The sequence below is a fragment of the Litorisediminivivens sp. KMU-197 genome, from assembly GCF_056858395.1.
Map to the genome: position 1 here is coordinate 301,941 of NZ_JBXEQG010000003.1, position 21,792 is coordinate 323,732.

General features: G+C 65.4%; 26 protein-coding genes. 9 read left to right on the forward strand and 17 right to left on the reverse strand.

Annotated elements, in window-relative coordinates; all coding sequences use genetic code 11:
* Positions 1–43: 43 nt before the first annotated feature.
* The 5 genes from rarD to idi form a co-directional block, all read right to left on the reverse strand.
* Positions 44–958, reverse strand: a complete 915-nt coding sequence (rarD, locus tag AC04PT_RS09350; RefSeq protein ID WP_482873382.1) for an EamA family transporter RarD — start codon at positions 956–958, stop codon at positions 44–46.
* Positions 959–1,021: 63 nt separating this feature from the next.
* Positions 1,022–1,855 (reverse strand): 3-deoxy-8-phosphooctulonate synthase, encoded by an 834-nt coding sequence (gene kdsA, locus AC04PT_RS09355; protein ID WP_482873383.1) that lies wholly within the window; start codon positions 1,853–1,855, stop codon positions 1,022–1,024.
* Positions 1,852–2,643 carry a 3-deoxy-manno-octulosonate cytidylyltransferase gene (locus tag AC04PT_RS09360; protein ID WP_482873384.1) on the reverse strand — a complete coding sequence of 264 codons (792 nt, stop codon included), beginning with the start codon at positions 2,641–2,643 and terminating at the stop codon, positions 1,852–1,854. Before AC04PT_RS09360 ends, kdsA begins: the two co-directional genes overlap by 4 nt.
* Positions 2,640–3,605: a KpsF/GutQ family sugar-phosphate isomerase gene (locus AC04PT_RS09365; protein ID WP_482873385.1), complete on the reverse strand. Its 966-nt coding sequence runs from the start codon at positions 3,603–3,605 to the stop codon at positions 2,640–2,642. Before AC04PT_RS09365 ends, AC04PT_RS09360 begins: the two co-directional genes overlap by 4 nt.
* Positions 3,606–3,693: 88 nt before the next feature.
* The gene (idi, locus tag AC04PT_RS09370; RefSeq protein ID WP_482873386.1) at positions 3,694–4,215 is read right to left on the reverse strand and encodes an isopentenyl-diphosphate Delta-isomerase; all 522 of its coding nucleotides are present in this window, start codon (positions 4,213–4,215) and stop codon (positions 3,694–3,696) included.
* A gap of 206 nt (positions 4,216–4,421) precedes the next feature.
* Between idi and AC04PT_RS09375 the strand changes: the two genes are divergently transcribed.
* A complete protein-coding gene (locus AC04PT_RS09375; RefSeq protein WP_482873387.1) occupies positions 4,422–4,907 on the forward strand; it encodes a c-type cytochrome in 486 nt (161 codons plus the stop codon).
* 18 nt (positions 4,908–4,925) lie between these two features.
* Here the strand turns inward: AC04PT_RS09375 and AC04PT_RS09380 are convergent, their stop codons facing one another.
* Positions 4,926–5,723, reverse strand: coding sequence for a protein-disulfide reductase DsbD domain-containing protein (locus AC04PT_RS09380; protein WP_482873388.1), 798 nt, complete (start codon positions 5,721–5,723; stop codon positions 4,926–4,928).
* A gap of 115 nt (positions 5,724–5,838) precedes the next feature.
* On the opposite strand from AC04PT_RS09380, the gene AC04PT_RS09385 reads away from it, so the two are divergent.
* Positions 5,839–6,417: a YqgE/AlgH family protein gene (locus AC04PT_RS09385; protein ID WP_482873389.1), complete on the forward strand. Its 579-nt coding sequence runs from the start codon at positions 5,839–5,841 to the stop codon at positions 6,415–6,417.
* 40 nt (positions 6,418–6,457) lie between these two features.
* Here AC04PT_RS09385 and AC04PT_RS09390 read toward each other — a convergent pair whose 3' ends face one another.
* The gene (locus AC04PT_RS09390) at positions 6,458–7,498 is read right to left on the reverse strand and encodes an MBL fold metallo-hydrolase (protein WP_482873390.1); all 1,041 of its coding nucleotides are present in this window, start codon (positions 7,496–7,498) and stop codon (positions 6,458–6,460) included.
* On the reverse strand, positions 7,498–9,216 hold the full coding sequence (locus AC04PT_RS09395; RefSeq protein WP_482873391.1) for an acyl-CoA dehydrogenase family protein: 1,719 nt from the start codon (positions 9,214–9,216) through the stop codon (positions 7,498–7,500). Before AC04PT_RS09395 ends, AC04PT_RS09390 begins: the two co-directional genes overlap by 1 nt.
* A gap of 96 nt (positions 9,217–9,312) precedes the next feature.
* Between AC04PT_RS09395 and AC04PT_RS09400 the strand changes: the two genes are divergently transcribed.
* Complete coding sequence (locus tag AC04PT_RS09400; protein WP_482873392.1) at positions 9,313–10,263, forward strand: L-threonylcarbamoyladenylate synthase; 951 nt, start codon at positions 9,313–9,315, stop codon at positions 10,261–10,263.
* 4 nt (positions 10,264–10,267) lie between these two features.
* Here the strand turns inward: AC04PT_RS09400 and AC04PT_RS09405 are convergent, their stop codons facing one another.
* Positions 10,268–10,486 (reverse strand): DUF6356 family protein, encoded by a 219-nt coding sequence (locus AC04PT_RS09405; protein ID WP_482873393.1) that lies wholly within the window; start codon positions 10,484–10,486, stop codon positions 10,268–10,270.
* Between the two features lie 104 nt (positions 10,487–10,590).
* Between AC04PT_RS09405 and AC04PT_RS09410 the strand changes: the two genes are divergently transcribed.
* From AC04PT_RS09410 to AC04PT_RS09425, 4 genes are all read left to right on the forward strand, one after another.
* Entirely contained in the window at positions 10,591–11,073 is a 483-nt protein-coding gene (locus tag AC04PT_RS09410) for an Lrp/AsnC family transcriptional regulator (protein WP_482873394.1), read from the forward strand.
* Positions 11,060–11,536, forward strand: coding sequence for a DUF6173 family protein (locus AC04PT_RS09415; protein WP_482873395.1), 477 nt, complete (start codon positions 11,060–11,062; stop codon positions 11,534–11,536). The genes AC04PT_RS09410 and AC04PT_RS09415 overlap by 14 nt, the downstream gene beginning before the upstream one ends.
* Before the next feature lie 76 nt (positions 11,537–11,612).
* On the forward strand, positions 11,613–11,756 hold the full coding sequence (locus AC04PT_RS09420) for an aa3-type cytochrome c oxidase subunit IV (RefSeq protein WP_482873396.1): 144 nt from the start codon (positions 11,613–11,615) through the stop codon (positions 11,754–11,756).
* A 13-nt stretch (positions 11,757–11,769) separates the two neighbouring features.
* Complete coding sequence (locus AC04PT_RS09425; RefSeq protein ID WP_482873397.1) at positions 11,770–12,378, forward strand: hypothetical protein; 609 nt, start codon at positions 11,770–11,772, stop codon at positions 12,376–12,378.
* A gap of 166 nt (positions 12,379–12,544) precedes the next feature.
* Here AC04PT_RS09425 and yihA read toward each other — a convergent pair whose 3' ends face one another.
* From yihA to rpmH, 8 genes are all read right to left on the reverse strand, one after another.
* Positions 12,545–13,198, reverse strand: a complete 654-nt coding sequence (gene yihA / locus AC04PT_RS09430; RefSeq protein ID WP_482873398.1) for a ribosome biogenesis GTP-binding protein YihA/YsxC — start codon at positions 13,196–13,198, stop codon at positions 12,545–12,547.
* Positions 13,195–13,938 carry an MOSC domain-containing protein gene (locus AC04PT_RS09435; protein ID WP_482873399.1) on the reverse strand — a complete coding sequence of 248 codons (744 nt, stop codon included), beginning with the start codon at positions 13,936–13,938 and terminating at the stop codon, positions 13,195–13,197. The genes yihA and AC04PT_RS09435 overlap by 4 nt, the downstream gene beginning before the upstream one ends.
* Complete coding sequence (gene yidC / locus AC04PT_RS09440; RefSeq protein WP_482873400.1) at positions 13,935–15,755, reverse strand: membrane protein insertase YidC; 1,821 nt, start codon at positions 15,753–15,755, stop codon at positions 13,935–13,937. Before yidC ends, AC04PT_RS09435 begins: the two co-directional genes overlap by 4 nt.
* Before the next feature lie 174 nt (positions 15,756–15,929).
* Positions 15,930–17,495 carry a putative bifunctional diguanylate cyclase/phosphodiesterase gene (locus tag AC04PT_RS09445; RefSeq protein WP_482873401.1) on the reverse strand — a complete coding sequence of 522 codons (1,566 nt, stop codon included), beginning with the start codon at positions 17,493–17,495 and terminating at the stop codon, positions 15,930–15,932.
* A 107-nt stretch (positions 17,496–17,602) separates the two neighbouring features.
* Positions 17,603–18,436, reverse strand: coding sequence for a tRNA 2-thiocytidine(32) synthetase TtcA (gene ttcA / locus AC04PT_RS09450; protein ID WP_482873402.1), 834 nt, complete (start codon positions 18,434–18,436; stop codon positions 17,603–17,605).
* A gap of 76 nt (positions 18,437–18,512) precedes the next feature.
* Entirely contained in the window at positions 18,513–18,734 is a 222-nt protein-coding gene (gene yidD, locus AC04PT_RS09455) for a membrane protein insertion efficiency factor YidD (protein ID WP_482873403.1), read from the reverse strand.
* Complete coding sequence (gene rnpA / locus AC04PT_RS09460; protein WP_482873404.1) at positions 18,731–19,162, reverse strand: ribonuclease P protein component; 432 nt, start codon at positions 19,160–19,162, stop codon at positions 18,731–18,733. Before rnpA ends, yidD begins: the two co-directional genes overlap by 4 nt.
* A gap of 22 nt (positions 19,163–19,184) precedes the next feature.
* Entirely contained in the window at positions 19,185–19,319 is a 135-nt protein-coding gene (rpmH, locus tag AC04PT_RS09465; RefSeq protein ID WP_005980833.1) for a 50S ribosomal protein L34, read from the reverse strand.
* Positions 19,320–19,627: 308 nt separating this feature from the next.
* Here rpmH and AC04PT_RS09470 point away from each other — a divergent pair, with 308 nt between their 5' ends.
* Both AC04PT_RS09470 and AC04PT_RS09475 read left to right on the forward strand, forming a co-directional pair.
* Positions 19,628–20,362 carry a TVP38/TMEM64 family protein gene (locus AC04PT_RS09470; protein ID WP_482873405.1) on the forward strand — a complete coding sequence of 245 codons (735 nt, stop codon included), beginning with the start codon at positions 19,628–19,630 and terminating at the stop codon, positions 20,360–20,362.
* 1 nt (position 20,363) lies between these two features.
* Positions 20,364–21,782 (forward strand): dihydrolipoyl dehydrogenase family protein, encoded by a 1,419-nt coding sequence (locus tag AC04PT_RS09475; RefSeq protein ID WP_482873406.1) that lies wholly within the window; start codon positions 20,364–20,366, stop codon positions 21,780–21,782.
* Positions 21,783–21,792 lie beyond the last annotated feature (10 nt).

The following is a 21,792-nucleotide window of genomic DNA, read 5'->3' on the forward strand; positions in this document are numbered from 1 at the left end:
CCTGCCCTCTCGCAAATGCGGGGCGGTCCCGCAAGGGCCGAAGCTAAGCCCCGGCACGTCGCATGCGGCGCAGCATCGAGACCGAGTAGATCACCAGCGCCGCCCAGATCAGCGGAAAGGCGATCATGCGCGAGGTGCCGAAAGGTTCGTCGAAGACGAAGACGGCGATCAGGAAGATCATCGTGGGCGCGATGTATTGCAGGATGCCGATGGTCGACAGGCGCAACAGCTTGGCGCCGTTGGCATAGAACAGCAGCGGCACGGCTGTTACCGCACCGAGACCGAAGAGCAGCGCGGTGTCGATGGCCGACGCGCCGAAGTTGGTCTGGCCGCTGGTCTGCATCCAGCCGAAGTACACCAGCGCCGGGGCCAGCAGGATCAACACTTCGAGCAGAAACCCCTGATTGGGTCCGACCGGCAGCTGCTTCTTGGCCAACGCATAGAACCCCCAGCTCAGCATCAGCCCGATGGCGGGCCAGGGAAGGCGGCCGGCGTCCATCGCCAGCACCAGCACCGCAAGCGCGGCGAGGCCCACCGCGACCATCTGCGCGCGGCTCAGGCGTTCGCCCAGAAGCACCGCGCCGAGGAAGATCGAGAACAGCGGGTTGACGTAATAGCCGAGCGCTGCGTCCAGCGCCCGGTCGTTGGCGATGGCCCAGACGTAGATGCCCCAGTTGATCGAGATCAGCGCCGCGGTGACGCAGGCCCAGACCAGCGTGCGCAAGCTGCGCAATGCCTCGCGCAGGTCGCGGGTCCGGCCCAGGACGATCAGCACTGCGCCCGCCACCGGTACAGACCAGATCACCCGGTGCGCCACTACCTCGACCGGGGGGATATGGGCGAGGAGCTTCATGTAGAGCGGCAGGAACCCCCAGATCACATAGGCGGCCATGGCGAAGACAAAGCCCTGCGGGGTGTCCTCGGCGGCCTTGGGGGTCAGGGCTTCGGCAGAGCGCATGGGGGGGATCCTTGTACCTGAGACGCGCCCCGGACCTGATCCGGGACCGCGTGAAGAATGCGGTCAGCCCAGGTCTTTCGCCAGTCTGTCGAAGGCGGCCAGCCGCCCGATAAGCGCCTGCATCTGGTCCACCGGGATCATGTTAGGCCCGTCGGAGGGCGCGTTGTCGGGGTCTTGGTGCGTTTCGATGAAGAGCGCCGCGACGCCAACCGCCACTGCCGCGCGTGCCAGCACCGGGGCGAACTCGCGCTGGCCTCCGGAAGTGGTGCCCTGACCGCCGGGCTGCTGCACGGAATGGGTGGCGTCGAAGACCACCGGGTAGCCGGTCCGCGCCATCGTCGGCAGGCCCCGAAAATCGCTGACCAGTGTGTTGTAGCCGAACGAGGTGCCACGGTCGCAGAGCAAGATGCGGGTGTTGCCGGTCGAGGCGATCTTGTCGGCGACATTGCCCATGTCCCACGGCGCGAGGAACTGGCCCTTCTTGACGTTGATCGCCGCGCCGGTTTCGCCGGCGGCCAGCAGCAGGTTGGTCTGGCGGCAGAGGAAGGCGGGGATTTGCAGCACGTCAACGGCTTCGGCCACCGGTGCGCATTGGGCGTCGGAATGCACGTCGGTCAGCACCGGGCAGCCGAATTCGTCGCGTATCTTCGACAGGATCGTCAGGCCTTCGTCCATGCCGAGGCCCCGCTTGGTGGCAATCGACGAGCGGTTGGCCTTGTCGTAGCTCGACTTGAAAATGAAGGGGGTCGCGGTCGGTGCGCAGGCCTGGGCGATCTTCTCGGCCATCATCCGCGCGTGATCGAGGCTTTCGAGCTGGCACGGCCCGGTGATCAGCGCGAAAGGCTTGTCAGCGGCGATCTCGATCTCGCCCACGGTGACGGTTTTCATGTCGGTCATTGCTCGCTCAGCACCTTTTCGATCCGCGCCACGTCGGCGGGGTTGTTGAGTTCCCAGAACACGCGGCCCTTGGCCTGCACCTCGACGCAGCGCACCGGGGTGCCGTGGACGAGGAAGCGCAGCTGTTCAAGCCCCTCCAGCAACTCCAATTGGCTGACACCCCATGACGTGTAGGCACTGAGCGCCTCGGGCCGGTAGGCGTAGACGCCGACATGATGATAGACCGGGATGTCGGTCGTGGGCACCTTGCCCGGGTCAATGTAGGGCACGATCTCCTTGGAGAAATAGAGCGCCCGGTGATCGGCGCCGAAGACGGCGGTGGTGCCGCCGACGCGGCCGTGCTGGCGATCCTCGACGAACATCGCGTAGGTGGCGGGGTCGCATTGCAGCACCGGGGTGGCCATCTGCGCGCCCGGGTCGGCCTGCATGGCGGCGATCAGGTCCTCGACGAACCACGGCGGGGTCAGCGGCGCGTCGCCCTGGAAGTTCACCACCAGATCGGCCTCGATTGCTCCGCTCGCCAGCGCCTCGGCACAGCGGGCGGTGCCGTTTTCCGCCTCGGGCGAGGTCATCAGGACCGAGGCGCCGAAAGCCTCGGCCGCGTCGCGGATGCGGTTGTCGTCGGTGACCACGTGGACTTCGGCGACGCCGGCGATGGACTGCGCGGCCTCCCACGACATCTGGATGAGGCTCTTTCGCGACCCGTCTTTCTGCGTCAGCTCCGCCAGCGGCTTCCCGGGATAGCGCTGCGACGCATAGCGGGCAGGGATCAGGATGACGGTCTTCATGCCACGCCTGCCTTCAGCACATCGTGGATGTGCAGGATGCCGACCGGGTGATCGTCTGCGTCCACCACCATCAACGCGCCGATCTTGCGCTCGTTGAGGATGGCCAGCGCCTGCGCGGCAAACACGTCCGGCGTCACCGTTACCGGGTTGCGGCTGGCCAGTTCGCCGGCGGTCTTTTTCATCAGCCCGGCCATGTTGCGGCGCAAATCGCCGTCCGAGATCACGCCGACCAGTTTGCCGCCCTCGACCACCGCGGCGATGCCGAAGCTTTTCGAGGTCATGGTGATCAACACCTCGTCCATGGTCATGTCGGCGGGCACCAGCGGCAGCATGTCGGGGCCGTGCATCAGATCCTCGACGCGGGACAGCTGCGCGCCCAGCTTGCCGCCGGGGTGGAAGACCTGGAAATCCTCGGACTGGAATCCGCGCAATTCCATCACCGCCACCGCCAGCGCATCGCCCAGGGCCAGCGTCAGCGTGGTCGAGGTGGTGGGGGCAAGGCCCATCGGGCAGGCTTCCGGCAGTTTCGGCAGGGTCAGCCTGTAATCGGCGGCCTGCATCAGCGTGCTCTCGGGGTTAGATGAGATGCCGATCATCGGGATCGAAAAGCGCCGCGTGTGCAGCAGGATGTCGCGCAATTCCGACGTCTCGCCGGAATTCGAAATGAGCAGGCAGACATCGTGCCGGGTGATCATGCCCAGATCGCCGTGGCTCGCCTCGGACGCATGCACGAAATAGGACGGGGTGCCGGTCGAGGCCAGCGTGGCCGAGATCTTGCGGCCGATGTGGCCCGACTTGCCGATGCCCGAAACGATCACGCGGCCCTCGACCCCGGCCAGCAGGCGGGCCGTGGCGTCGAAATCATCGGGCAGCGCGTCGGCCAGCGTGTCGAGCGCCTGCGCCTCGGTCCGCAGCACGCGCCTGCCGCTGTCGGTGACCGTCTGGGGGGATGCCGTGTCCATGGCGTTTGCCTCTTGTCTTTGCTCCCCGATACACCTTTGCGCCATAACGCGCCAGTGCGGGCGGCGGCCCGATCCGTTGCCAGATTGGTCAGCGCGTTCCGAAGATCGCCGGGGCGTGATCGGCCATGTAGATGCGCATCCACGGCGTGTAGGCCTCGGGGTGGGCTGCGATGTCGGCTTCCAGGTCGGTGCGGGTCATCCAGCGGACGGCCTGCACCTCGTCGGGGTTGGGGGTCACCGCAAGGTCACGGCTGGCCGCCACCGTGAAAATCTCGACCACCTCGTGCTCGGTCAGGCCGCCGCCCACGTCGGCGCGGTATTCCACCTGTTGTAGCCACTGCGGCACGGTGCCGCGGATGCCCAGCTCTTCGTCTAGCCGCCGCACCGCGCAGGCCTCCGCCGGCTCGTCCCACAGCGGATGCGTGCAGCAGGTGTTCGCCCAGAGTCCCGGCGTGTGGTACTTGCCTGCCGCGCGCTGTTGCAGCAGCACGGCGTCGCCGTCCAGAACGAAAACCGATACCGCCTTGTGCCGCAGGCCCTTCTCGTGCGCTTCCAGCTTCCCGACCGGCGTCAGAACGCCGTCGACCCAGGCGGGAACCTTCGTGTCCATGTGATCCTCGTCTTGCTGGCGGCGATGGCGTCCTGCGTTACCCGCGGTGGCCCGCCAAATCAACCCGCGCCCTGGCGCGGGCCTGTCAATTCGACCATCGGCCCCGCCCGAAGGCCTGTCAATCCGACCAATCAGCGTGGTCGGGTGGCTTGACCAGAGCGTCGCGCTGCTATGTGTTTGCCTCAGATTGTGAGGAGACACCGATCATGAAAATGCTTGTTCTGAGCTCGACTCTGGCCATGGCACTGGCCGCCCCCGCCTGGGCCGAAAGCCACGCCGCCGATCTTGACCTGACGGCGACCGGCGATGCGGAGGCCGGCGAAACAGCTTTCCGCAAGTGCCAGTCCTGCCATGTCGTGATGGATGACGACGGCGAGGTACTGGCCGGCAAGAAGGCAAAGACCGGACCGAACCTCTATGGTGTGGTGGGTCGCACCGCGGGCGTCGTCGAGGATTTCCGCTATGGCAAGGATATGGTGGCCGCAGGCGAGGCCGGGCTGGTCTTTGACGAGGCCAACTTCGTAGCTTACGTGATGGACCCGAAGGGCCACATTCAGGAAGTGCTGGACGACAGCTCGGCCCGTTCGAAAATGTCGTTCCGGGTGCGGAAGGAAGACGAGGCGCGTGACCTTTATGCCTTCCTCAAGGACGTCGGGCCGGAGATGGAAGACGCCGCCGACGAAGGCAGCTGACGGCTTTCGGGGGGCGGCCTACCGCCCCTCGCACCCCTTGATGTCGACCGCGCGATCGGCGCCCAGCACCGTGATACGCAGGCCTGAACGGTCCAGTGCGAAGGGCGCGCCTTCGACGTGGCTCATCTCGGTGGTGGCGATCAGGCGGTCGCCGCTGCGGCGGGTTTGCGCCTCGGCCACCCAGACCGCGGGGTTGGCGGTTTCGATCACCACGAATTCGGTCCCGCCCGCGGGCGGCATGTTGATCTCTGCCGTCAGCGCGAGGCCCCCGCGCGCCGGCGAGATGCGACAGGCGACCTGACCCACACCGGCTTCGCGTTCCGTCAGCGGGCGATTTGCCAATGCGGCAACGATTCGAGGATCGCGTTTGCCCTCGGCGGGCAAGGTGCCGCTGAAGGTCAGCTCTGCCGGAACACAGATGTCCTTGCAGACGCCCAGTTCCATCCTTGCATTGACGCGCACCTTGCGACCGGAGGCACCGGGGCGAATGATCAGCGGCACCACGACATCGCTGGGATAGCCGACCGAGGTCATGCCGTTTTGATCCATCGCCTTCGGCGTCGGCCACTGGATGCCGAGCGACCCGACATTGCGGCTGCCGGCCCAGTCGAACCGCGGCGGAATGCCGGCATCGCCGGGGCTGCGCCAATAGGTCTTCCACCCCGGTTGCAGGTCGATCAGCACACCCGCAACATGCGTGCCGTCGGCCTTGCGCCAGCCGGGCAGGAATTCGGCCCGCGCGATGTCGGACTGTGCGATAGCGGAAGACGCAAGGCCGATCATACAGGCGGCAAGGGTCAGAAGATGGTGTTTCATACCTTATCACATGCGTGAAGGACCCCTGAAATCCAACTCACTTTGTGGCGAGCCTTGCCCTCTGCCGTGCTTCGGCCCATCTTTGAACGAAGGATCAGAACATGAGGCAGCGCGCATGACCGAGACCGAGGCCGATACCAGCGAGTTGACCGGACAATTGCTGATCGCCATGCCGGGCATGCTTGACCCTCGGTTCGCGCATTCGGTGGTTTACCTCTGTGCCCACTCCGAGGAGGGCGCGATGGGGCTGATCATCAACAAGCCGGTGGCGGATCTGAACCTGGGAGATTTGCTGAAGCAGCTTGACCTGTCGGTGACCGACGATTTCATCCCCGGACGCATCCATTTCGGTGGTCCGGTCGAGCAGGCGCGCGGATTCGTGCTGCACACGCCGGATTACAAGTCACCGGTGGCAACGCTGCTAGTGGACGATGCGGTGTCGATGACCGCCACTATCGATGTGCTTGAAGAGATCGGCGCCGGACGTGGCCCGAAGCGCAAGCTGGTGGCGCTGGGCTATGCCGGCTGGGGGCCGGGGCAGTTGGAGGCGGAACTGGCGCAGAACGGATGGCTCACTTGTGAGGCCACCCCGGATCTGCTGTTCGGCCTGCCGGACCAGGACCGCTGGGAGGCGGCGCTGAAAGAACTTGGCGTCGATGCGCTGGCGCTTTCGTCGACCGCCGGACATGCGTGAGATGACCCCGTCACGGGCCTGATCCGGGACGCGCGCGCGCCTAGTGGCTTTGCCAGAGCCACGCGCCGTCGTCGCGCATGACGCGGGTCGCGCGCTGCTCGTGCCAGAGGTGCAGGCAATGTGCCATGGCCTCGACCAGCGCCAGCCCGTATTCGCCCTCTCCGATGGTGCGCTTGAACAGCGGCGGGAAGCATTCGGCTGCGGTGTGTGGCCGGGCCAGATGCGCCGAAAGCCGTTTCAGTGCGCCATGATGGTTGTCGATCAACTGGTGCAGGCGCAGGGGCAGCCCGGTGAAGGGCAGCTTGTGACCCCCGAGCACGAGGTGATCCTCACGCGCAAAGGTCAGGAACCTCTCGCAGCTTTCCAGCCACTCGGCCACCGGGTCGGCCTCGGGCTCGGTGGCATAAACGCCGAGGTTCGAGGATATCGATGGCAAGATCTGGTCACCCGCCAGCACAAGGTGGTCGTCGAGGCTCCAGAACGTGGCGTGATCCGGGGCATGGCCATTACCGAGCCGCACGCGCCAGCGGCGGCCGCCCATGGTGATTTCGCCGCCCTCGCGCAGCCGCGTGAAGCCCAGTGGCAAGGGCCAGGCGGTGTCGGCGAAGTTGAAGGGGCGGTCTGTCTGGCGCTGGGCGAGGATCGCGGGATCCATCCCGCAGGAGCGCCAGAATGCCACCGTCTCGGGCGAGGGCACGTGTTGCTCGTCCAGGGTCAGCATCCGCGCCATCAGCCATGAGGTTCGGGTGGCCCAGAGGTCCGCGCCCTTCTCGGACCGGAACCAACCGGCGAGGCCGACGTGATCCGGGTGATGGTGGGTCACTACGATGCGGCCCACGGGTTTGCCCGCCAGCGGCCCGGCCAGCAGCCTTTCCCAGATCGCCCGCGTGCGTTTCGAGGAAAAGCCGCTGTCGACGATCGTCCAACTGTCGCCGTCATCCAGCGCGTAGACGTTGACGTGATCCAACGCCATCGGCAGCGGCAGCCGCATCCAGAGGATACCTTGGGCGACCTCTATCGCTTCGCCTTCAGCTGGCGGCTCGGGCCATGGATACCGTATGCCGCCGCGTTCGCCGTCCATCAGGAGGCAAGGTCTTCGGGCGTGATCGCGTAGAGCGAGGCCGCGCCGATACGGGCCTCTTCCAGCAGGCTGGCGTGACTGGGCAGCAGACGCTCGATGTAGAACCGGGCGAGCCGGCCGCGGGCGCTGTCCGCGCCTTCGGATTCCGCGGCCTTGAGGTGGTAATGCCCGCCCAGTACCCGGGCAAAGCCCATCAGGAAGGGTACGGCGCCGGCGAAGCGTTCGTTCAGGTCGGTCATGCTGGCCAGCGCGTCCACCGCTTCGCGCAGGGTCTCGGAGGCCTGCCATACCGGTTCGGCCAGATCGGGCAGGGTGCCGCGCAGCCCCTCGGCGTGGGCTTCGATTTCGTCCAGCAGGGCGTTCATGGCCTCGCCGCCGTCCATCATCTTGCGGGCTACGAGGTCCATCGCCTGGATGCCGTTTGTGCCTTCGTAGATCGCCGTCACCCGGACATCACGATAGAACTGCGCGGCGCCGGTCTCCTCGATGAAGCCCATGCCGCCATGCACCTGCACACCGGTCTCGGCCACGCGCATCCCGGTTTCGGTGCCGAAGGCCTTGGCGATCGGCGTCAGCATCGCGGCACGCGCGGTCCACGCGGGATCGCCGGTGGCATGGCCCATGTCGATGGCCTGTGCACAGGCCACGGCAATGGAGCGGGCGACAAAGGTGTCGGCGCGCATGGTGGCCAGCATCCGCCGCACATCGGCGTGGTCCACGATGGTGCCGGTGCCGCCCTCGACCGGGGTGCGGCCCTGCTTGCGGTCCATGGCATAGGCAAGCGCGGTTTGCGTAGCGGCCTCGGCCTGACCCAGACCCTGCACACCGACGCCCAGTCGGGCGTTGTTCATCATGGTGAACATCGCGCGCATGCCGTCGTTCGGTTCGCCCACCAACCAGCCGGTGGCGCCGTCGTATTCCATCACTGCGGTGGGCGACCCATGCAGGCCCATCTTGTGTTCGAGCGAGACGACACGGAGCGAGTTGGCCTTGCCGGGTTCGCCGTTCTCATCGGGGATGTACTTGGGCACAAGGAACAGCGAGATGCCCTTGGTGCCTGCCTTGGCGTCGGGCAGGCGGGCCAGCACGAGGTGGCAGACATTGGCCGCGAAGTCATTGTCACCCCAGGAGATGAAGATCTTCTGCCCCGAAACCGCATAGGTGCCGTCGCCATTGGGCTCTGCCTTCGAGCGCAGCGCGCCGACGTCTGATCCGGCCTGCGGCTCGGTCAGGTTCATGGTGCCGGTCCATTCGCCCGAAATCAGCTTGGGGATATACAGCTCTTTCAACGCGTCCGAGGCGTGGTTTTCCAGCGCCTCGATCTGGCCCTGGCTCATCAGCGGCGCTAATTGCAGCGACAGGCACGCGCTGGACATCATGTCGTTGACCGCCGTTGTCAGCATCATTGGCAGGCCCATGCCGCCGTGCGCGGGGTCCGCCGACATGCCGATCCAGCCGCCTTCGCCGATCGCCTTGTAGCCCTCGGCAAATCCGGGCGAGGTGCGCACCACGCCGTTTTCCAGCACCGCCGGGTGCAGGTCGCCGCTGCGCTGGTATTGCGCCAGTTTCTCTTCACAGAGTTTCGCTGCTTCGGACAGCACGGCCTGCGCCATGTCGGAGGTGGCTTCGGCGAACTTGTCGGTGCCGGACACGGGCGCCAACGGGACCACGTGGCGCAGGATCAGGTCGTAGTCGTTTAGGGGTGCGATATAGGCCATGGGATCCATCCAGACAAAGGCTTTGCATAAAGGTCCCCGACAGCTATACGCGGGCGCAGTTTTCCAGCAACCCAAACGCGGCGTCACGGCTCATTCATGGCTCAGGTGATTACTCAACGGCTTACTCCGGCGCAAGACGGCGTGGCACGCGCAGTGGATGTGTTGCGTGCCGGTGGCCGGGTCGCCTTTCCGACTGAGACGGTCTACGGGCTGGGCGCCGACGCGCGGGACGGCGCTGCGGTGGCGGGGATCTATGCTGCCAAGGGGCGGCCCAGCTTCAACCCCCTGATTGCCCATATGGCGGATGTGGCGATGGCGCGGCGCTACGTCGAATGGCTGGACATGGCCGACCGGCTGGCGCAGGCGTTCTGGCCGGGGCCGCTGACGCTGGTTCTGCCGCTGCGCGCGGATGCCGGAATTTCCGAGCTGACGACCGCCGGGCTGGCGACGCTGGCGGTGCGTGTGCCGGCGCATCCGCTGGCACAGGAACTGCTGCGCGCCTTCGACGGCCCGCTGGCGGCACCCTCTGCCAATCCTTCGGGGCGGATCAGCCCGACAACGGCGGCGCATGTACTGGCCGGTCTCGACGGTCGGATCGAAGCGGTGCTGGATGGCGGGGCCTGCGAGGTCGGGCTGGAATCGACCATCGTGGCGGTCATGCCCGAACCGGTGCTGCTGCGCCCCGGAGGGCTGCCTGCCGAAGCGCTCGAGGCGATGTTGGGCGGGCCGCTGGACACCGGCGGCTCGGCCGAGGCGCCCTCGGCCCCCGGGCAGCTTTTGTCACACTACGCGCCCGCAGCCGGTCTCAGGCTGAACGCCACCGAGGCGCGTACCGGCGAGGTTCTGTTGGGCTTTGGCGCGGTCGCGGGCGACATGACCCTGTCGGCCAGCGGCGACCTGCACGAGGCCGCCGCTGGCCTCTTCGGTGCGCTGCATGCGCTGGATGCGCGCGGCGCAGGGGTGATTGCGGTGGCACCGATCCCGGAACACGGTCTGGGGCGGGCGATCAATGACCGCCTGCGCCGCGCCGCCGCGCCAAGGGACTGACGTTTCAGTGTCGCCGCGTGATCATGTCATGCAGGCGGGTCACCAGCCGGCCGGCGGTCGTCTCAAACAAGGCGGGGAACACCGCGTGCACCAGCGCGGCACCTGCGGCCATGAACAGCAGGCCCGAGAAGCGCAGCGCAAACCGCATGTGTCCGAAGTAGGTTTCCCCGACCTTGGCGGGGTGTGCGGTGAAAAAGCTGGCGGGGCCTTGCGTGGCGGGCATGGGGGTCTCCTTACGGTGTCTGATTGCATCCTATCGGATGCCACGCATCGGCAGGTCCCAAATTCACTTGCATATGCTGTCAATGTTGGGACAAAATCCCGCCCATGCCCAAGCTTGACGAACTTGATCTCAGAATTCTCGCCGCCCTGCAAAGGGATGCCACGCTCAGCATGGATGCCTTGGCCGAGGCCGCGGGTCTGTCGCGCAATGCCTGCTGGCGGCGGATGCGGCAGTTGGAGGATGCGGGCGTGATCCGGGGCCGCGTTGCACTGCTGGACGCGGGCAAGATCGGCTGTCCGTTGCAGGCCTTCGTGCTGGTGCGCACCAACGCCCATGACGCCGACTGGATGACGAAGTTCAACCGCGCGATCAGCACCTTGCCGGAAATCACCGGCGCGCATCGCATGTCCGGTGATCTGGACTATATCCTTCGGGTGAGGGTTGCGGACGTCCCTGCTTATGATGCCTTCTACAAGAAGCTCATCGCCATGGTGCCGCTTTCGGACATTTCCGCCAGCTTCGTGATGGAGGACATCAAGGACACCACCGCCCTGCCGCTGAAAGTGAGGCCACATGCACGAAGATGATATTTCCACCACTGCCGAGGCCGCCGAATCGGACGCCATGCCCCGCCGGGTCGAGGTTTCGGCGCTTGAGGATGGCGCTGCGCCGGCGCACGACGGCTGCGTCACCGACAAGCCCGTCGGCCGCAAGAGCCCGGCGGAATGGGCTTATGAGCGGCTGGTGCTTTATATCCGCGACTTCGAGGCCGAACTGGACAGCGAACACGAGGCCGCGATGGGTTTCACCGGCTCGGACGCGGGCACGCTCCGGATCGAGGGAATGGGGTACTTCGACCCCGACATCCTGACCTTCTACGGCACCGATCCTGCCGGGCGGCGCACCCAGCTTGTTCAGCATGTCAGCCAGCTGAACGTGATCCTGCGGGCGCTGCGCAAACCCACCGATGACGATGCCCCGCGCCGTATCGGCTTCCGGCTGGCGCAGAGGCTCGGGGATGCGGCCCGGAACGATCCGGAAGCGACATAATTGCGCGGTCGCACGGGCGTGACACCGCCCGGGGAATCCGTTACATCGGCGGCAAACCAGTTCAGAGGACAACGACATGGCCGATCATCACGATCACAAGCACGGCGAAATGGACATCACCGTTCAGGAAGAAACCTTCAACGGCTTCGTCACCTGGTCGATGCGTGTGGTGATCGTCAGCATTCTGGTGCTGATTTTCCTCGCGATCTTCAACACCTGATCGGTCCGTACCCATGCCCAAGCTGATCGCGGCCTGTCTGGGCCTGCTGATGCTGGCTGCCTGCGGCGAGACCGTACAGCGCACCCGCTACGACGACCCGGAGGTCGTGTCCCGTGCCGCCTATCGCCATGACGGGCCGCCCGCACTGACGCTTTACACGATGATCAACACCCGCAGCGGGGCCGGGGCGCACACCAGCCTGATGATCAACGGCTCGCAGCGGGTGATCTTCGATCCGGCCGGCTCGGTGCAGCATCCGCGTATCGCCGAGCGGGCCGACGTGCTTTACGGCATCACACCCAAGGTCAAGGATTTCTATGCTCGCGCCCATGCCCGCAGCACCCACTACGTGGTGATCCAGCGGATCGAGGTGTCGCCCGAGGTCGCGGAAAAGGCGTTGCAACTGGCAATCTCGAACGGACCTGTGGCGCAGTCCTTCTGTTCCCAATCGACGGCGAAGCTTCTGCAACAACTGCCGGGCTTCGAATCGATCCGCCCGACGTTCTTTCCGGTCAGCCTGAGCGAACAGTTCGGCGCGTTGCCCGGTGTCGTGACCACCGAGCTGCGTGAGAACGACGACGAGGACCTCTCCAAGGCCATCGCCAGCTTCGACGCGCAGTAACGCGGAAGGCTTTTAGTCGGTAGGCCAGAGGCAGATGGCGTCAATCTGCCTCTGGCATCGATCTCCAAGCGCGGCTTCGCTTTCAGCTTCCACTGAACGGCTGTTCGAGGCCGGCGAATCCCGTTTAGAGCTTGACGCGTCATCCTCTGAACGGGGGCCCGCGGCCTCAGATCAGGGTCGCGATGATCGCGCGCAGCGTCTCGATCCCATCGCCCTTTTCGGACGAGGTTACCACGATCTCGGGGAAGGCCGCCGGATGCGCCGAGAGCCGCTTGCGCACCTGATCGAGCACCTTGTCACGTTCGGCCGCCTTGACCTTGTCGGCCTTGGTCAGCACGCATTGAAACGTCACCGCGCTCTTGTCGAGCAGGGTGAGGATCTCTTCGTCGACCTTCTTGACCCCGTGCCGTGCGTCGATCAGCACGAAGGCGCGGCGCAGGGATTGGCGGCCGGACAGGTATTGCTTCAGCAGCTTCTGCCACTTCTCGACCACCGGCAGCGGCGCGTTGGCATAGCCGTAGCCAGGCAGGTCGACAAGGTAGTGGCTGTCGGCCAGCGTGAAGAAGTTGATTTCCTGCGTGCGGCCCGGCGTATTCGAGGCCCGCGCGATGCCCTTTCGGCCGGTCAGCGCGTTGATCAAACTGGACTTGCCGACATTGGAGCGGCCGGCAAAGCAGATCTCGATCCGGTCGTCGGGCGGTAGGCCGGACATGGCCACCACGCCCTTCAGGAAATCCTTTTCGCCCGCAAACAGCAGGCGGCCCTTTTCGCGGGACTGCGCGTCGGGCTCTTCGGCGATGGGAAAGGGAAGGTTGGTCATGCGCGTCCGATCTTGTCGCCGATTTCAATGTGCCCGCTTTCCACCACCTCGGCCATGACGCTGAAATCCCGATGATCCCAGGTCTCGAGCGTGCCGAGGATGTCGGCGTCATGCGTACCGGTTTCGGGGTTGGCGTGGGTCATCAGGCAGCGTGTGGTGCGCTCGCGTGGGATCACGACGGCGGTGCCGACGCGGACCTCGCGGTCGATCCAGTCGAACTCTTCCCAGGGGGCGAGTCCGTCGAACCAGATGTTGCCGCGCCAGCGATGGATGGAAAGCTCACGGCCAATTTTCTGAGACACGGCCCGGTGCGAGGACATGTTGCAGAGCGTGACCGAGGGAAAGTCGCTGTCGGTCATTCCGCGGGTCTGCGCCCGCACTACCCGGTCCGATCCGGCGCGGCCGTCCGGCACCAGGGGCCGGGTCCAATCGATCAGCCTGTCGCCTTCTGTGTCGGGCTGAAGGCTGAGTGCGCCCAGCGTCGGATGCCGCAGGGTGACGGTCTCTTCTGCCTCGTCCAGCGTGGCCTCAATCGCCTGCAGACCCGGCGCTTTCGCACCCCGCGTGAAGTTGCGGCAGGGCACCCATTCCGTTCCATCCGCCTCCGAAGCCTCGTGCGCCACCGCCCAGGCCCGGTCCCACGGCAGGCTTTGCCCGGCAGTCAAAGCGATGCGAGCCACGGCCTCTCGGCCATGGCTCTTGATGGGATAGCGCAGGATATCGGTGATCCTGCCGGTCATTTCTTGGCGGCTTCCGCAGCCTTCTTCTTGTTCTTGCCGGTGATATTGCCGAACAGGTCCGGCTTGTACCCATGGCTGCGCATGATCAGGTACTGCTGGATGAAGGTGATCGTGTTGTTGGCGATCCAGTAGATCACCAGCCCGCTTGCGAAGCTGCCGAGCATGAACATGAACACCCAGGGCATCCAGGCAAAGATCATCTGCTGGGTCGGGTCGGTGGGGGCCGGGTTCAGCTTTTGTTGCAGCCACATCGACACGCCCAGAAGCAGCGGCAGGATGCCGATGAAGATCAGCGCAAGGATGGTGCCCGGCTCGGGCGCGGCCCAAGGCAGCAGCCCGTAAAGGTTGTAAAGCGACGACGGATCGGGGGCCGATAGGTCGTTGATCCAGCCGATCCAAGGGGCGTGGCGCAGCTCGAGCGTGACGAAGATCACCTTGTAGAGCGAAAAGAAGATCGGGATCTGCAGAAGAAGCGGCAGGCAACCCGAGGCCGGGTTGACCTTTTCCTTCTTGTAGAGCGCCATCATCTCCTGCTGCATCTTCTGGCGGTCGTCGCCAGCGCGTTCCTTGAGCTTTTCCATCTCGGGCTGAAGCTCGCGCATCTTGGCCATAGAGGAATAGGATTTGTAGGCCAGCGGGAAGAGCAGTGCCTTGATGATGATGGTCAATCCGATGATCGCCCAGCCCATGTTGCCGATCAGCTGGTTGAGCCAGTGCAGCACGGCAAAGATCGGTTTGGTCAGGAAGAAGAACCAGCCCCAGTCGATCGAGTCGATGAAGCGGTCGACGCCGGCGGCCTGGTATTCGCGGATGGTGTCCCATTCCTTGGCGCCGGCGAACAGTTGGGTCGTCACCGCGACCTGTGCGCCGGGCCCGACCTGGCGGGTCGGCAGCACGGTTTCGGTCTGATAGATGTCGCGACGGGCGTCATACTTTGCGGCGGATTTGAACGCCTCGCCCGGGGTCGGGATCAGCGTGGTCATCCAGTAGTGGTCGGTGAAGCCGATCCAGCCGTTTTCCGTAACCTGCGTGACCTCGGCCTGCGCACCTTCACGCGGGTCGATGTCGAAATCGGTCATGTCGTCATAGTCGATTTCGGCCAGTTCGCCGTCGGCCATGGCCACGACGCCTTCGTGCAGCACGAAGAAGTTCTTCAGGTCGGCGGGTTCGCCATGGCGGGCGAGGATACCGTAAGGGGCAAGCGAGATGGTGCTTTCGCCAGTGTTCTCGACGCTCTGGGTGACGGTGAACATGTAGTTCTCGTCCACCGCGATCTCACGCGTGAAGACCTGGCCTTGGCCATTGTCCCAGGTCAGCGTGACGGAGTTGTCTTCCGTCAGGGTGGCGCTGCCTTCGACCTGCCACAGCGTGTTGGGCCCGGGCACCAGCTCGGGGCTCAGGCCCTGGCCTGCGGCCCAGCCATAGAGCGCGTAATAGGCGCCGGCCTCGCCCACGGGCCTCAGCAGGCTGACGATCGGGGCGCCGGGATCGAGGGTTTCGCGGTAATCCTTCAGCGCCAGCGTGTCGATGCGGCCGCCGAGGGTCGAGATGCTGCCGGACAGGCGCTCGGTCTCGATCTCGACGCGCGCTGCGTCATCCGCGGTGTCGGCGGCAGCCTCTTCGGTCGCAGGCGCGGTGTCGGGCGCGGCATCCGGCGTGGCGGCAACGTCGCCCACCGGGGTCGTGACGTCCTCGGCCACCGGCGCGGTCTGGTCGGTGACCTCCGGCTCGGGCGGCGGGAAGAGCACGAACCAGATCAGGATCACGACGAAGCTGAGCGCGGTTGCGAGGATGAGGTTCTTGTTCTGATCGTCCATGAGGGACCGTCACCTGTCCTTGTGTATCAGCCGGGGTTCAACAGTTCGGCGGCCGAAAGGTCAAGGGCAGAGTGGCATATTCGCCGGGGATGCGTCCATTGGCGTCGCGGTGGTGCGGGGACGGTCCGGCGTCTTGACCATGGCCGTCACGTGACGCACAGCTCGTTGCGAAGGTCAGTCGCCGCGGCGGCGGGTCAGATCGGTCAGGGGGGCGATCTGCGGCGGACGGGCAATCCGGGTGTCATGGGTGGAGATCCAATCGGCCAGTTGGTCACCCGGCATCGGGGTCGCGATCCCGAAGCCCTGCACGTGGTCACACCCCAGTTGCGCGAGCAGCGCGTTCTCGCCGACCGTCTCGACGCCTTCGGCGAGGGTTTGCAGTTCCAGCCGCTCGGCCATGGTCAGGATCGTGGTGATCATACGCTGCTGATCCGGATCGATGTCGCAGTTCGTCACGAAGGACCGGTCGATCTTCAGCCGCGTGATGGCGAATCGTCGCAACGAGGTGATCGAGGCGTGGCCGGTTCCGAAATCGTCCAGATCGATGAGGCAGCCCATGTCCGCGAGCCCGGCGATGTTGCGCACGGTGATGTCATCGGGGGCACCGGCGACGACATGTTCCAGTATTTCCACCGCAAGCCGCGCGGGCGCAAGATCGAACCTGTCCAGCTCCCATTGAAGCCGCTCGACCAACTGCGGATTGCGCAACTCCGTGGCTGTGAAGTTGACACCGACGTGCGGAACCTCCACGCCCGAGGCATCGAGACCGCGCAGGGTGGAAAGCGCCTGGTAAAGCATCACTTCCCCGAGCCGGTCGCTCAGGCCCGCAGCTTCGAGCCCCGGCAGGAAATCCGAGGGCGGAATCAGCCCGCGGACCGGGTGCATCCAGCGCGCCAAAGCCTCCAGCCCGGATATCCGGCCCGTATCGGTCGAAATCTGTGGCTGAAACCACGCGGAAATATCGCCGTTCTCAAGCGCCTTGACCGCCTCGTCCATCATCGTGGCCCGTTGCCTGCGGCTGCGCTGGAGATCCGGCGAGTAGGCCCGGATCGCGCCCGGCCCATGGCGGCGCGCTTCGTAGAGCGCGACATGGGCTGCGTCCAGAAGCGCCGCGGCATCGGGTGCGGGTGCACGGGCGGCCAGACAGAACCCGATACTCGCCGAGACGTAGAGCGGAGCCCTGTCGATATGCATCGGGTCTTCGAAAAAGGACTGTATGCGAACGGCCATCTGCACCGCGGTCTCGACATCGAGCCGCCGCACCGGAGCCAGCAGGATTCCGATCTGCCAGTCGCCCAGCCGCACCAGAGTGTCAGCGCCGCGCATCCCTGACCCAAGGCGGCCCGCCACCACATCGATCACTCGTTCGCAGGCCGCAGGGCCGAATCGGTCGGCCAATTCCGCAGGTTCGTCTAATTCGATGAACAGGGCCGCTGTCGTCCGCCCTTCGGCACGGCAGGTATCGAGTACGGCCTGAACGCGTTCCTCGAAACCGTCCTTTAGCTCAAGTCCGCTGACGGGGTCCCGATCTGGCAGGGACACGCGGCCCGAGGCCAGGGTCAGCACCGCCAGCCAAGTCAAAGGCCCCCCGACTGCCACGATAGCCAGCGGCGTTTCACCCCCGAGCCAATAGGCCCCCAGTGCGGCCATCGCGAACAGGACGGGCAACGCGCGACCGGCCCGCTTGCTGCGCAGTAACGGGCGCATTGCCGCGGCGCTGATGGCAGAGGTGACCGGCATTGACGCTCCTGTCCGCGATAAAACGTTGCGGACAGAATTAGCGGAGGCCCTTCACTCAGACGTTAATCAACCAAGAGAACATTGCCGGAACTTTCCTAAAATTTTTCCTATTTCAGTCCCAGTCCTGCGAAATCGAAAAGTCCAGCGTCCAGCAGGTGCGACGGACGGGCGTTCATCAGCGCCCGGAACATCACCTGCCGTCGGCCGGGGCTGTTCTTTTCCCATCCATCCAAGATCGCCTTAACCTGCTGGCGTTGCAGCCCGTCCTGCGACCCACAGAGATCGCAGGGGATGATGGGATACCCCATTGCAGCGCTGAACTTGTCGCAATCGGCCTCGGCCACGAAGGCGAGGGGGCGGTAGAGAAACAAGTCCCCTTCTTCGTTGACCAGCTTCGGCGGCATGGTGGCCAGGCGACCGCCGTGGAAGAGGTTCATGAAGAAGGTCTCGAGGATATCGTCGCGGTGGTGTCCGAGCACAACGGCCGAACAACCCTCTTCGCGGGCGATGCGATAGAGGTTGCCTCGTCTCAGCCGCGAACACAGCGCGCAGAAGGTGCGGCCCTCGGGGACCTTGTCCATGACGATAGAATAGGTGTCCTGGTACTCGATCCGGTGCGGCACGCCCATCCGTTCAAGGAACTCGGGCAGGACGGTGGCAGGAAATCCCGGCTGGCCCTGATCGAGGTTGCAGGCCAACAGGTCCACCGGCAGCAGACCGCGCCATTGCAGCTCATGCAGGACGGCAAGCAGGGTGTAGCTGTCCTTGCCTCCGGACAGGCAGACCAGCCATTTCGGCTTGTCACTGCCGCGCTCGACCATGCCGAACTGCTCGATCGCCTCGCGGGTCTGGCGCACGATGCGCTTGCGGAGCTTCTTGAACTCGGTGGTTGCGGGGGCGCCTGCGAACAGGGCGTGGATGTCTTCGGGTGTGTCCAACATGGCGCGGGTTTAGGGCCGTCGGCGCAGCGAGGCAAGTGTCTCGCGCAGGGCCGATCCGCTGACGAAGCCGGCGGACTCAGTCCGGAACGTTGTCTATACCGCCGGCGCCCCACGGGTGGCAGCGCAGGATGCGGCGCAGGGTCAGCCAGCTGCCTTTCAGCCCGCCGTGCCGCTCCAGCGCCTCCATGGCATAGGCCGAACAGGTCGGGTGGTAGCGGCAGTTGTGACCGACCCAGGGCGAAAAGATCAGCCGGTAGGCGCGCACGGGAAGCGAGACGGCAAAGGCCAGCGGGGTCATTTGCGGCCCCCATGCACCTTGCTCAGCGCAAAGCGCAGGTCGTTCTGGAGGTCGGAGAAATCGCGGGCCGCAGTCGTCCCCGCACGGCCGACCAGCACGTAGTCCCAGCCGGGTCGTCCGGCCTTGGGCAGGATCAGGCGTGCGATTTCGCGCAGGCGGCGCTTGGCGCGGTTGCGGGCGACGGCATTGCCGACTTTCTTCGAGCAGGTGAAGCCGACGCCGATGGCATCATCATCGTCGCGGCGTTCACGGGCCTGCAACAGGAAGCCGTCGGTCGCCTGACGGCGCGCGCGGGCGGCGGCCAGAAACGACGGCCGCCGGGTCAGCACCCGCAGCGTCACCTTGGTGTCCGGACACGAAGAAACCGCCGGGGCAGGTGATCCCGGCGTGGCAGTGCTGCCAGTCTCGGGGGCCTCCGGCGGTGTCATCTTTTCGCAGTCGGGTGAGGGCTTACGCGCTCAGCGACTTGCGGCCACGTGCACGACGGGCGTTCAGGATCTTGCGACCGGCCTTGGTGGCCATGCGCGCACGGAAGCCATGGCGCCGCTTGCGCACGAGGTTCGAGGGTTGGTAGGTGCGTTTCATCGCTCCGTCTCCGATACTGGGCCGCGCACGCAGTCAAGCTCACGCGGATTCGCGCGCGGCGGCAATTTGAAGCCCGTGCTATAGGAGGGGTTTCGCGCCAAGTCAAACCCCGATCCCGGGCAAAGCCGCGATGCTGCAACATTTTTTGTCGCAGGGGCCTGCGAATGTTTCAATCGAGACATTGGAGGGGGATTTCACCGTGAATTCCGTCACCTTGCATCAAGCGGGCGTGATGCCTCTGTGCCAACGCGGTGAAAACCATCATCTTGTTTCGAAATCCAGCCCTTCGCATCAGGAACCCAGCCAGCATGACCGACGCTTCATCCTCCGAGCGCAAACCGGGCCTTGTCCGGCACCTGCCGCTGATCGCGATTCTGATCGCGGCGGTGGTGGGGTATTTCACCCTGCGCGATTACCTGTCGTTCGACACCCTGCGCGAACACCGCGAGCTGTTGCTGGGCTGGCGCGATTCGCATTACCTGCTGCTGGCGCTGGGCTTTGTGGGGATTTACGTGGTTATCGTGGCGTTCTCGCTGCCCGGCGCGGCGGTGGCCTCGGTCACCGGGGGGTTCCTGTTCGGGCTGGTCGCGGGCACAGCGTTCAACGTGACGGCGGCCACCGTGGGCGCAATGGCGATCTTTCTCGCGGCGCGCTGGGGGCTGGGGCAGACGCTGACTGCCAGGCTCGAGGCCTCGGAGGGCGCGGTGGCCCGCGTCAAGGAGGGCCTGCGCGACAACGAGATCAGCGTGCTTCTGCTGATCCGGCTGGTGCCGGCGGTGCCGTTCTTCGTCGCCAACCTGCTGCCGGCGCTTGTTGGCGTGAAGTTTCGCAACTTCGTCTGGACCACCGCGACAGGCATCATCCCCGGTGCCATTGTCTTTACCTCCATCGGGGTCGGGCTAGGTGCCGTGTTTGACCGGGGCGAGGATCCGGACCTGAGCCTGCTCTGGGAGCCGCATATCCTGTTGCCTCTTCTCGGACTGTCGGCGCTGGCCGCACTGCCCATCGTGATCAAGGCCGTGCGCGGCAAGAAAGGCGTCTGACATGCAGGAGATCAAGACCGACCTGCTGGTTATCGGCGCGGGCTCCGGCGGGTTGTCCGTTGCGGCCGGCGCGGTGCAGATGGGCGCCGACGTGGTGCTGCTGGAAGGTCACAAGATGGGCGGCGACTGCCTGAACTACGGCTGCGTGCCGTCGAAGGCGCTGATCGCCAGCAGCAAGGCGGCCCACGCACAGGCGCACTCCGGCGTGTACGGGGTGCAGAGCGTAGAGCCGCAGGTCGACTACACCGCCGCGATGGCACACGTCCAGGAGGTTATCGCACAGATTGCGCCGGTCGATTCGGAGGAGCGATTCGAGGGCCTTGGCGTTCGGGTGATCCGCGAATACGGGGCCTTTCTTTCAGATTCCGTCGTGCAGGCGGGCGCGTACCGTATCACGGCGCGGCGGATCGTGATTGCCACCGGGTCTTCACCGCTGGTGCCGCCGATCCCCGGCCTCGACGCCGTGCCCTACCTGACCAATGAGACCCTCTTCGATCTGCGTGAAAAGCCCGAGCATCTTCTGATCATCGGCGGTGGGCCCATCGGCATGGAACTGGCGCAGGCGCACCGCCGGCTGGGCTGCGCGGTGACCGTGATCGAGGGCGAAAAGGCGCTAGGCAAGGACGACCTCGAGACCGCCGCCATCGTGCTGAAACAGCTCCGTGCGGAAGGCATCGAGATCGCCGAGGACGCCATGGCCGCCGAGGTGCGCGGCGCGGCCGGTGCGATAGAGGTAGAGGCCAAGGACGGGCGCGTCTTCAAGGGCTCGCATCTGCTGGTGGCGGTGGGGCGCAAACCCAACATCGACCTGCTCGACCTCGACAAGGCTGGGATCGAGACCACCAAGGCGGGCATCAAGGTCGACGACAGCCTGAAGACTTCCAGCCCCAAGGTCTACGCCATCGGCGACGTTGCGGGCGGGCTGCAGTTCACCCATGTGGCGGGGTATCACGCCAGCACCCTGATCCGATCGGCGCTGTTCGGGCTGCCTGCCAAGACCTCAACGGCGCACATTCCGTGGGCCACCTACACCGCGCCCGAGCTGGCGCAGGTCGGGATGACAGAGCGCCAGGCGCGCGAGGAACACGGCGCGCGGCTTGAAGTCGTTCGTTTCGAGTTCCATCACAACGACCGCCTGATCGCCGAGCGCAGGACCGAGGGCCTCATCAAGGTGATGGCGGTCGGGGGGCGCCCGGTGGGCGTTTCGATCGCCGGACATCAGGCAGGCGAACTGGCAAACCTCTGGTCGCTGGTCATTGCCAACAAGCTGAAGATGAAGCACGTCGCGGCGATGGTTTCCCCCTATCCCACGGTGGGCGAGATCAACAAACGGGTTGCCGGGGCCTATTTCTCACCCAGATTGTTTGATAATCAGTTGGTTAAGCGCGTCGTGCGCTTGGTGCAGCGCTGGGTGCCATAGAAGGGGCGGG

What these genes read in the sequence shown, in the direction of transcription:
- AC04PT_RS09405 (WP_482873393.1), bottom strand. Translation starts at nt 10,486, where the DNA reads ATGCCCGCCACGCAAGGCCCCGCCAGCTTTTTCACCGCACACCCCGCC.
- AC04PT_RS09415 (WP_482873395.1), top strand. Translation starts at nt 11,060, where the DNA reads ATGCACGAAGATGATATTTCCACCACTGCCGAGGCCGCCGAATCGGAC.
- yidD (WP_482873403.1), bottom strand. Translation starts at nt 18,734, where the DNA reads ATGACCCCGCTGGCCTTTGCCGTCTCGCTTCCCGTGCGCGCCTACCGG.
- AC04PT_RS09475 (WP_482873406.1), top strand. Translation starts at nt 20,364, where the DNA reads ATGCAGGAGATCAAGACCGACCTGCTGGTTATCGGCGCGGGCTCCGGC.
- AC04PT_RS09400 (WP_482873392.1), top strand. Translation starts at nt 9,313, where the DNA reads ATGGCTCAGGTGATTACTCAACGGCTTACTCCGGCGCAAGACGGCGTG.
- AC04PT_RS09390 (WP_482873390.1), bottom strand. Translation starts at nt 7,498, where the DNA reads ATGGACGGCGAACGCGGCGGCATACGGTATCCATGGCCCGAGCCGCCA.
- AC04PT_RS09385 (WP_482873389.1), top strand. Translation starts at nt 5,839, where the DNA reads ATGACCGAGACCGAGGCCGATACCAGCGAGTTGACCGGACAATTGCTG.
- AC04PT_RS09445 (WP_482873401.1), bottom strand. Translation starts at nt 17,495, where the DNA reads ATGCCGGTCACCTCTGCCATCAGCGCCGCGGCAATGCGCCCGTTACTG.
- idi (WP_482873386.1), bottom strand. Translation starts at nt 4,215, where the DNA reads ATGGACACGAAGGTTCCCGCCTGGGTCGACGGCGTTCTGACGCCGGTC.
- rpmH (WP_005980833.1), bottom strand. Translation starts at nt 19,319, where the DNA reads ATGAAACGCACCTACCAACCCTCGAACCTCGTGCGCAAGCGGCGCCAT.
- AC04PT_RS09425 (WP_482873397.1), top strand. Translation starts at nt 11,770, where the DNA reads ATGCCCAAGCTGATCGCGGCCTGTCTGGGCCTGCTGATGCTGGCTGCC.
- AC04PT_RS09470 (WP_482873405.1), top strand. Translation starts at nt 19,628, where the DNA reads ATGACCGACGCTTCATCCTCCGAGCGCAAACCGGGCCTTGTCCGGCAC.
- yihA (WP_482873398.1), bottom strand. Translation starts at nt 13,198, where the DNA reads ATGACCAACCTTCCCTTTCCCATCGCCGAAGAGCCCGACGCGCAGTCC.
- AC04PT_RS09360 (WP_482873384.1), bottom strand. Translation starts at nt 2,643, where the DNA reads ATGAAGACCGTCATCCTGATCCCTGCCCGCTATGCGTCGCAGCGCTAT.
- ttcA (WP_482873402.1), bottom strand. Translation starts at nt 18,436, where the DNA reads ATGTTGGACACACCCGAAGACATCCACGCCCTGTTCGCAGGCGCCCCC.
- AC04PT_RS09410 (WP_482873394.1), top strand. Translation starts at nt 10,591, where the DNA reads ATGCCCAAGCTTGACGAACTTGATCTCAGAATTCTCGCCGCCCTGCAA.
- AC04PT_RS09395 (WP_482873391.1), bottom strand. Translation starts at nt 9,216, where the DNA reads ATGGCCTATATCGCACCCCTAAACGACTACGACCTGATCCTGCGCCAC.
- AC04PT_RS09365 (WP_482873385.1), bottom strand. Translation starts at nt 3,605, where the DNA reads ATGGACACGGCATCCCCCCAGACGGTCACCGACAGCGGCAGGCGCGTG.
- AC04PT_RS09420 (WP_482873396.1), top strand. Translation starts at nt 11,613, where the DNA reads ATGGCCGATCATCACGATCACAAGCACGGCGAAATGGACATCACCGTT.
- kdsA (WP_482873383.1), bottom strand. Translation starts at nt 1,855, where the DNA reads ATGACCGACATGAAAACCGTCACCGTGGGCGAGATCGAGATCGCCGCT.
- rnpA (WP_482873404.1), bottom strand. Translation starts at nt 19,162, where the DNA reads ATGACACCGCCGGAGGCCCCCGAGACTGGCAGCACTGCCACGCCGGGA.
- AC04PT_RS09380 (WP_482873388.1), bottom strand. Translation starts at nt 5,723, where the DNA reads ATGAAACACCATCTTCTGACCCTTGCCGCCTGTATGATCGGCCTTGCG.
- AC04PT_RS09375 (WP_482873387.1), top strand. Translation starts at nt 4,422, where the DNA reads ATGAAAATGCTTGTTCTGAGCTCGACTCTGGCCATGGCACTGGCCGCC.
- rarD (WP_482873382.1), bottom strand. Translation starts at nt 958, where the DNA reads ATGCGCTCTGCCGAAGCCCTGACCCCCAAGGCCGCCGAGGACACCCCG.
- AC04PT_RS09435 (WP_482873399.1), bottom strand. Translation starts at nt 13,938, where the DNA reads ATGACCGGCAGGATCACCGATATCCTGCGCTATCCCATCAAGAGCCAT.
- yidC (WP_482873400.1), bottom strand. Translation starts at nt 15,755, where the DNA reads ATGGACGATCAGAACAAGAACCTCATCCTCGCAACCGCGCTCAGCTTC.